Origin of the sequence: Helicobacter trogontum (genome assembly GCF_000765905.2) — a bacterium.
GTDB lineage: Bacteria > Campylobacterota > Campylobacteria > Campylobacterales > Helicobacteraceae > Helicobacter_A > Helicobacter_A trogontum.
Genome location: NZ_JRPL02000050.1, coordinates 1 through 5,940, shown reverse-complemented (window position 1 = coordinate 5,940; position 5,940 = coordinate 1). Strand labels below are relative to the sequence as shown.

Genomic DNA, 5,940 nt, shown 5'->3' with positions numbered 1-5,940 from the left:
GCGATACCCAAATCATTGCTAAGGGAGACTCTGTTATAATAAAAGCTGGTGGAGTTGAAGTCATTATAGATTCCAATGGACTTGTAGTTAAAGGTGGAGGGGTTAAGGCGGAGTGGAAGAAAGTATCACAATTCAGGCATAGAGGATATTACCCTTTTATCTATACCTCATTTGGAAATTTATCTAACACAAAAACGAGGCGAGAGAAAATTAAGAGTGAATAAGAATATACCTTATACAATAGGCAATATAGGCTAATATATTGCTATTAAAATTCTAGTAAGTTGAATAATAAAAATACAATGAGATTCCAAATAACAAAAATAGTATTTATCATTCTAAGCATAGCATTACTCACTCAAAAATTGAGTGCAAAATCTAGTCAAAAAACACATGTAAAATTGTTAGAATCTAAGCAAGATTAACTGCTAGGGTTGTTTTACCGCTCCCGCCTTTTTCATTTACAATCGAAATAATCATGCACTAATCCTATTTATATTATTTACTTAATATAATAATATTAAATAGTTAATAACAATATATTATACATATAATATATTGTTATTTAGTGAATCTAAATATAAAAAATAAATATAACACTATAATACACATATATAATATAGTTATAAATAGTCTATATACAATATTATATATGTATAATAAAAGTATATTTTATGTATTATATATGTAGTTTTATTTACTAGAAATTAATGCTAAACTCTGTGCTTGGCATTCTTGCAAAAATAGTGTAAAGGCGGTAATATCATTTTGCATTTGACATTGTTCTAAAAGTTCCAAATATGCTTTTCGTTGTTCGTTTGTAATAAGCGGAGGAATAAAATCATTTTGAATGGCTTGATATGCCATAATAAGTCTACCTGTTCTCCCATTACCATCAGAGAATGGATGGATTTTTTCAAAACTTATATGAAAATAGGCAATTTGCTCTAAACTTAAAGCATTACTAGGATATAAAAAAAGCAAATTCTCTAATTCTTGGGCAATAAGGTGAGGCAGCGTTAATTTTACTTGCGAACCTATAATCTTTGCCTGATTTGTCCTAAATGCACCAATAGGTTTAGCAACTAAATGCGGCATAACCTTAAAAGCATTTTCAAAAATAAGATAATGAATATCCTTAATAAATGAAGATTCTAGAATCCTACTCTTATCACTTGCCTCTCTTATAATTACATCATAAGCATTTGCAAACCCTAAAACAACAAGTTGCTCATCAAGAGGCTTATTATTTGCCGTCTTACCACTTTCAAGTAATGTTTTTGTTTCTCCAAAGCTTAGTGTCAGTCCTTCAATGGCATTACTATGATGAGTAATGTTTATACGCAGTGTTTTAAAAAGCCTCTCTCGCTCTAATACAGATAGTTGACTTAATGCAAACATTTCATTCCTTTATATTTTCGGTATTTATCTCATTAATCTCTATTAATCCCAATATCTGCCCATCGCACATTTGTATTGGGTTTTTCTGATCTTTCTTTGAATATGTTAGGCAATGCATTTTGTTGCAAAAGCATTGCAACTCGTGGTTGGTTATAAACCATAGGGAGCTTGGGCAATACTCGCACAAACTTTCTATTGGTGGTAGCATGGATGTTGTATCGTGCTCGTTTTGCTTTTTTTCTATTTCTATTAATATTGGACTCCGATAAGATTCTCTGTCTATATCCCTTGTAATAATTTCTCTTGTCATAATTTTGCTCCTTATAGTCATGGGTTTGTTGTATTGTCTGTTGCTTTATATCATTTATGGTTTGATGGTTTCCATAATCTTCCTTTATCATGCGTATATGTTTCTTTGGAATTGATTGGAGAATTTTATAGTGCTGTCTTATTGGTTCATTCTTTAAATAAACAATTTCTTTTTCTCTGCCGATTACAGAACAATCCCAAACAACTTGTTTTATCATTTTTTCTAAAACAAGATGATGTGTTTTTGTCTCTTTTTGAATCTGCAATGGAATATTCTTAGCACCTATAGTTCTAAACTTAACAAATTCACCTTTCACCACTTGATTTTGTCGTATTACTCTTTCTAAATCCTTACCCCATATTGTCGTGATACCTTTTTTTGTTTTATATTTTACGAAAAAACTTTCTTTTGCATTTTTATCTGTTGCAAACTTGTATGGTGCTTTGCCATAATCTAATACTTCATAATAATGTAATTTTGAAATACTATTAGATTTATCTTGCTCTTGTTCTTTTGCTATATATTGTCTAAATTTTTCATTAAATGTAGCTTTTGCGTCAATCCCTAATTTATTTAATTCTTTAGCAAATTGCAATCTCATATTTGCAAGATCAGCCTTTTTTATGTGTATGCGTTTTCCATGCTTATTTGCAACTTTCAAACACACATGGCAATGTGGATTATCTGTATCACCATGAAATGCCACAACGAATAAGTTGTCAGGATAAATTTTCTTCAAAGATTCTATAACAGCAACTTTCAATTTATCTTGTGGAACATCTTCATGTTCTTTCATCGAAAAAACCATATTTATTGTATGTTTTCTTTCTCTTTTTTCTTGATTATATTGTGGTATTGGAGCACCTTCATTTCTAAAAATATTTTTTAATTCTAGCTTCTCTTGATTGCCTAAAAATGCCTCATATTCATTAGTAATAAGTTCGACATTTCCATCTCGTGAAATATAATCAATATGTTTTGAAAAAGCTTGGTAATGTTTTGATCCTGAAGTAATCTTTACTACAACTTCAGTATTACGAAATTTTTGTTTGTTATTAATGTATTTATTGTGTCCAATTTTTGTATATAGATTCTTATGTTTATAAATATAATTTAATGGTTTTTTGCTGTTTTGCTCTACGACATTAAATATTCTTTTTGCTTTAATAACTTCTTCATCAAATAATAGATTTTTAGACATTATATTCTTCCATTTGTTCTAAGAATAATCTCTTCTAATTCTTTTGCAAGATCATCAATTTTTTTATAAATAGTATTCATAGTCTTTGAGATATTTTGTGTATCAATTCGTAGAATATTTTTTGATTGAATATATCTTAATAACTGGTTTATATTGCGTCCTAATATATTTATTTCTGTTCTCAATTCTATGAATAATTGTGTTTCTTTAGCAGTGTAAAACTTTTCATTATGTAAAGTATTAAGTAATCTAAATTTTGCTTCTTTTGTAACAGAGTTATGCCCATTCATATCAGCACTTCTTTTTAAGAACTCATATTCATCTATTGAAAGCTTTAATCGAATTTCTTTTACTTCCTTTGTATTATTTTTATTATATATACTTGCTATAGAATTAGTATGTGTATGTTGCCTCATATAATTTGAAATTATGGTATTAATTATTATATTGATTGAAGAATTTGTTTCATGTTTTAATGAGCTAATAAAGTTATTATTTTCATTTTCTAGTCTTATATGATATTCTGATTTTTTTGACATACATATCCTTAGTAACAATTCCACATACTTAACATAATGAACTTCGTAGAAAATTCGCCTATTATGCTAAAAATGTATCCCACTTTTTGGCGTAATAGGCTATCCTGCCATATAATATTAGCATGCCGAATAATAACATATATTTTTTAAGCCAATTAAACAATATTAAATTAACTAGTATATAATTGATATTAATTTATAAAAGGTGTATCTATGATAGATTTCAAAAAGAGTGAATTGATAAGAGATATTAAAAGAAAACATAGAGAAGAAATAAAAAGTGCTTTAAAAAAAGAAAAACAAAGAATTGATAAGATATATAATAGTATTGGGAAAGAAATTGTGGATATATTTCAAAGCAATGATGAATTTAAAAAAGATTTTATATTACTGGTTGATACATATAATTTACAAAAAAATAAATCTATATTTATCAATGATAATAAAAATGATAAAGAAATAGATATTATTGTAGAAAATAAGAATATCTAAATATTAAATATGAGGAAATTCAAATGAGCTATGAAATAAAAGTTACAGACACATCAAAACTTAATGATGTTTACCAAAAACTTATCGCCTCAAATGAAATTTATGATAACACAGATTCCACAAGATTACTTAATACATTAAAAATTGTAGACAAGCTTATAGAAAAAGAAGATAAAGACAATCTTTCAATAAGTAATCAAACGATAGATTTATCTATATTTTATAATAATAAAAATATAGATCTTTGTATAAAAATGGGAGAAGGTAATTTCGAAAAAGGGTTACAACATTTAATTAATGTTGGTTCAAAAAAATTAGAAACAAAGGTTAATGAAAATTTAATAAAAGAAGCTGATAAAACACTTAATAAAAACTATGATAAAAATATATTTAAAAATTCTTTAGATGGTACAATTGAATTACTCTCTCATGTGTCATCTGGTGCTGGTAAAGAAGTTGATGAGTTTCTACAAAGTTTTAAGAGAGCTTATAATATAGCAAACTATGATAAGCAAAAAACTCCAACAGAAAAAGATAAACAAACTAATATTGATTTTATACAAAAATTTGCAGAATTTAAAAAAAAGCACAAAATAAAGGAAATTGATCAAGCAACCAATAAAAATAAAGATAGGGTTTCTCATCGTGAAAGCAGATAGAAAAATTTATCTTGATAATACCAATTTTCAACAAAAAGATGAATTAAAAAAACTTGGTGCTTTATGGGATTATAAAAACAAAAAATGGTTTATTCCTGTAGGATCAGAAATCAATAAGTTTGAGAAATTTTTAAATCAAAATAGCCACAATATGTCTCAAAAATTTGATGAATATCAAATATTAAAAGAATTCAAACTTGCTCTAGAGAAAGAGGGGTTTTTAATAGATGATTTACCAATTATGGACGGCAAGATTCATAGGGTAAAAGTAAAAGGCGATAAAGGAAGAGAAACATCTGGAGCTTATAAAGGATTTTTAGATGGATACCCTGCTGGTTTTATACAAAACTTTAAAACAGGCATAAGCTTTAATTGGAAAACTAATGCAGCATACCACAATATAAATCCACATGAAACACAAACATTGCCAAACAATAAAAATTATACTAATGAAAATTTAGAAAAACAATATCATCTTGGAGCATTAAATGCGAGAGAAATATTTCAATATGCACAACAAGCACATGTAAATCATCCATATTTACAAAGAAAACAAATTAATAACTTAAATCATATTGTTATAAAGCAAGATAACTATGGCAATCTATTGATACCACTAACAGATATTAAAGGTGATATGCAATCCTTACAAACCATATTTAAAAATGGTGATAAAATCATAGGTACAATAAAGAGTAAAGAAAGTAAAGATAAAGCAATGTTGTCACGCAAAAAAGGCTGCTTTCATATTGTGGGAGCAACAAACATCAATACATTGCAAAATATTCAAATAGCAGAAGGCTTTGCAACAGCATGGACAATATATAAAGCTACTAATAATCCTACAATAATGGCAATAGATTCTGGAAATTTAAGTGAGGTGGTAAAGGTAATAAAAGATGCACTTGGACATCATACGCAAATAACTATATTTGCAGATAATGATAAAAAGAGTGAAGAGGTGAGAGGTATTAATATTGGATTAGAAAAAGCATTTGAGGTGAAACAGAATTTCAAAAATATAACTATAAAAATACCAAAATTTACACAAAAGCAAATAGAATGTGGAATGAGTGATTTCAATGATTTATATGTAAGTTGTGGATTAATGGCTGTAAAAGAGCAACTGAAAGTATTTAATTTCAGTGTTAATAACAACAATCAACTAAATTTTAAAGATCAAATGATAGCAAACTATGATTTAGAACGATAGGATTAATTAATACTAATCTTACCTCATAGAGGCTTGTTTCATTACATCAAGCACAGATTGAATGGATTCTCCTAAGTTTTGAAAGACTACTGATTCTGACATAACTAGAATCCTGCTTTTGTGTT

At 27.5% G+C, this 5,940-nt stretch carries 7 protein-coding genes and 2 pseudogenes; 5 read left to right on the top strand and 4 right to left on the bottom strand.

Annotated elements, in window-relative coordinates:
* Positions 1-224: pseudogene (locus LS81_RS12170) on the top strand (hypothetical protein); the annotation flags it as partial.
* Between the two features lie 78 nt (positions 225-302).
* Positions 303-425 (top strand): hypothetical protein, encoded by a 123-nt coding sequence (locus LS81_RS12385; RefSeq protein ID WP_272898102.1) that lies wholly within the window; start codon positions 303-305, stop codon positions 423-425.
* On the opposite strand, the pseudogene LS81_RS10320 reads toward LS81_RS12385, so the two are convergent.
* The 4 genes and pseudogenes from LS81_RS10320 to LS81_RS10305 all read right to left on the bottom strand — a co-directional run.
* A pseudogene (locus LS81_RS10320) lies at positions 415-480 on the bottom strand (AAA family ATPase); the annotation flags it as partial. The gene LS81_RS12385 and the pseudogene LS81_RS10320 sit on opposite strands and share 11 nt — an antisense overlap.
* Positions 481-693: 213 nt before the next feature.
* The gene (locus LS81_RS10315; protein ID WP_138069929.1) at positions 694-1,401 is read right to left on the bottom strand and encodes a Fic family protein; all 708 of its coding nucleotides are present in this window, start codon (positions 1,399-1,401) and stop codon (positions 694-696) included.
* A gap of 32 nt (positions 1,402-1,433) precedes the next feature.
* Positions 1,434-2,912 carry a MobP1 family relaxase gene (gene mobP1, locus LS81_RS11430; RefSeq protein WP_034347796.1) on the bottom strand — a complete coding sequence of 493 codons (1,479 nt, stop codon included), beginning with the start codon at positions 2,910-2,912 and terminating at the stop codon, positions 1,434-1,436.
* Complete coding sequence (locus LS81_RS10305; protein ID WP_034347795.1) at positions 2,912-3,451, bottom strand: hypothetical protein; 540 nt, start codon at positions 3,449-3,451, stop codon at positions 2,912-2,914. Before LS81_RS10305 ends, mobP1 begins: the two co-directional genes overlap by 1 nt.
* A gap of 213 nt (positions 3,452-3,664) precedes the next feature.
* Between LS81_RS10305 and LS81_RS10300 the strand changes: the two genes are divergently transcribed.
* Genes LS81_RS10300 through LS81_RS10290 form a run of 3 tightly spaced genes read left to right on the top strand, consistent with a single transcriptional unit; the run spans position 3,665 to position 5,815 of the window.
* Positions 3,665-3,943: a hypothetical protein gene (locus LS81_RS10300; protein WP_034347794.1), complete on the top strand. Its 279-nt coding sequence runs from the start codon at positions 3,665-3,667 to the stop codon at positions 3,941-3,943.
* Between the two features lie 23 nt (positions 3,944-3,966).
* Complete coding sequence (locus LS81_RS10295; protein ID WP_034347793.1) at positions 3,967-4,602, top strand: hypothetical protein; 636 nt, start codon at positions 3,967-3,969, stop codon at positions 4,600-4,602.
* Positions 4,589-5,815: a DUF5710 domain-containing protein gene (locus LS81_RS10290; RefSeq protein ID WP_034347792.1), complete on the top strand. Its 1,227-nt coding sequence runs from the start codon at positions 4,589-4,591 to the stop codon at positions 5,813-5,815. The genes LS81_RS10295 and LS81_RS10290 overlap by 14 nt, the downstream gene beginning before the upstream one ends.
* The last annotated feature ends 125 nt before the right edge of the window (positions 5,816-5,940 follow it).

Bases quoted from the DNA above. Each gene is read 5' to 3' on its own strand.
- LS81_RS12385 (WP_272898102.1), top strand. From the start codon at position 303: ATGAGATTCCAAATAACAAAAATAGTATTTATCATTCTAAGCATAGCA.
- LS81_RS10315 (WP_138069929.1), bottom strand. From the start codon at position 1,401: ATGTTTGCATTAAGTCAACTATCTGTATTAGAGCGAGAGAGGCTTTTT.
- mobP1 (WP_034347796.1), bottom strand. From the start codon at position 2,912: ATGTCTAAAAATCTATTATTTGATGAAGAAGTTATTAAAGCAAAAAGA.
- LS81_RS10305 (WP_034347795.1), bottom strand. From the start codon at position 3,451: ATGTCAAAAAAATCAGAATATCATATAAGACTAGAAAATGAAAATAAT.
- LS81_RS10300 (WP_034347794.1), top strand. From the start codon at position 3,665: ATGATAGATTTCAAAAAGAGTGAATTGATAAGAGATATTAAAAGAAAA.
- LS81_RS10295 (WP_034347793.1), top strand. From the start codon at position 3,967: ATGAGCTATGAAATAAAAGTTACAGACACATCAAAACTTAATGATGTT.